Annotated in this window: 2 protein-coding genes; one reads left to right on the forward strand and one right to left on the reverse strand. The window is 33.6% G+C overall.

What is annotated here, in order from left to right; all coding sequences use genetic code 11:
* Nucleotides 1-1182, reverse strand: a 1182-nt coding sequence (locus tag Q0F90_RS09035) for an NFACT family protein (RefSeq protein ID WP_296004930.1), incomplete at its 3' end; no start/stop codon positions are given.
* Between the two features lie 127 nt (nt 1183-1309).
* On the opposite strand from Q0F90_RS09035, the gene Q0F90_RS09040 reads away from it, so the two are divergent.
* Nucleotides 1310-1986, forward strand: a 677-nt coding sequence (locus Q0F90_RS09040) for a YicC family protein (RefSeq protein ID WP_296004932.1), incomplete at its 3' end; no start/stop codon positions are given.

Below are 1986 nucleotides of genomic sequence, written 5' to 3' on the forward strand. Positions count from 1 at the left end.
GCTAACCATACGGTTCTTCAGTTTAGTGTAAAGCTTGTAATACCATTGTGCATTTTCTACAATCGTTAAATTTGGCCTTAATGGTATTGTTAACATTTCACCTTCATCAGACAGAAGATTTTGTAATTCAATGGAAGGTTTGTATTGCACTTGAAGGTGTGCATTAATCATTAATAGATCACCATATAATTTATAGGTGTCCATTTTATTGGTGTCTTCTAATTCCTCTTTGATTTTTTGGTGACGACCTTCTTCTTTTTTGATTGCCGCCGTTAAAATCTTTTCTAATTCTTTGTCTGCTGTGTGGATAGCTTTTGTACTGTGAATTGATTCCTCTAAAGCTTCAGAAATAGTTTCGTATGTTTTCACAACATTATAATTGTGTAAGATAAAGGTGGAATATGCTTTTTTGTGGTTATCATTTATTAAGGCGAGTAATCCGTTGCCCTTTTGAAGCATCATTTTTAAATCGTACAATGCATTTGCTAATTTATCGATTTGTGGTGCCTCTAAATCGGTTATAATTTCGTCACCATTTAAATTAGCGTTATATAAAACCTCATCAAGTAAAGGTTTACCAAAGCCGTTAAAAATAGCTCGAATAGACTGTAGAACACTGCCATTACCAAAGGAGACTAGTAGGTTTCTAATTTCATTATAATCAAAGTCCATTAGACTAACGCGATTAGCATTAGGTGGTAATTCGTATTGAAGTTTAGGGCTAATAGAACGCTCTCGGTTCATTAGTGGAGAAACGTGAATTAAAGATTCTAAGATGACTCCATCTTGCACAAAGATACAATTAGAATATTTGCCCATTAATTCAACATAAATGAGTGTACTTGTAATAGAACCATCCATTTCAAGTTTATCCGTTTGGATGCACATGATACGGTCCCCATTGATTTGTTCAACTTTTACAATACGGCTACCTTCTATATGTTTACGTAAGAACATACAAAGAGAGCTAGGTTCTTTTGGTAAATCTTGTAGTGGCTTGCTAAGATACATAGCTGGTGTAGCACCTACGGTGATGATCAAGTTTTGATCTTCATTAAGGGCTCGAATTTTAAATAATAATGTAGTTTTATCTATTTGATATAATTTTTGTATTTGACCAGTTTGTAATCGCTCATTTATCTCTTTAGCGAGTACAGACATAGTAAGACCGTCTAAATTCATAGTACTCCTTTCAAATTTATTTAGAAGTATAGTTTAGTATACCATAGTGTACATATAATTCTTAGTATTTAAACACGGATTGTGTAATTCGTGGTACAATAATAAAAACTACTAAGGAGGATATCTTATGAAAAGTATGACCGGTTTTGGTTCTGGTACAGCAACCAAAGATGGCATTACCTGTACGGTAGAAATTAAGTCCGTCAATGCACGTTTCTTGGATTTATTTATACGTAGTCCAAAACAAATGAATCCTTTTGAAAGTATCATTCGTGGGATGGTACAAGATCGTATAAATCGAGGTAAGGTAGAGGTATCGGTTTCTATTCAAGATGCTGGAGAGAGACCTAAAACTTTTACTATAAATAGTGTATTAAGAAAACAAATTCAAGAGTTACTTGTTCAAGAAGAATTTTATGATGACCCTAAAAAGGTGCCATTACAAGCTGTAAATTCAATTTCTAATGATTGGATTCAACAACAAGATACTCCTATTGCAGAAGAAGTACTATCTGATATAGTTAAAGAATCTACAAGTTCTGCATTAGATGCTTTGATTGCCATGCGAGCTGTGGAAGGTGAACATATTCATCAAGATTTAGTGGACCGTATCATCACACTAGAAACTATTATTTCTAATATTGATATTAATAAAGCTGGTGCTGTAGAGGCCTATCGTGAACATATTAGAAATAAAATTCAAGAGTATTTAGTTTCTTTAGAAGCAAGTATCAGCGAAGAGCGTTTTCTGCAGGAAATTGCTATATTAGCTGATAAGACTGATATTACGGAAGAGATTGTCCG

The sequence above is a fragment of the uncultured Veillonella sp. genome, assembly GCF_934190855.1.
Lineage (GTDB): Bacteria > Bacillota > Negativicutes > Veillonellales > Veillonellaceae > Veillonella.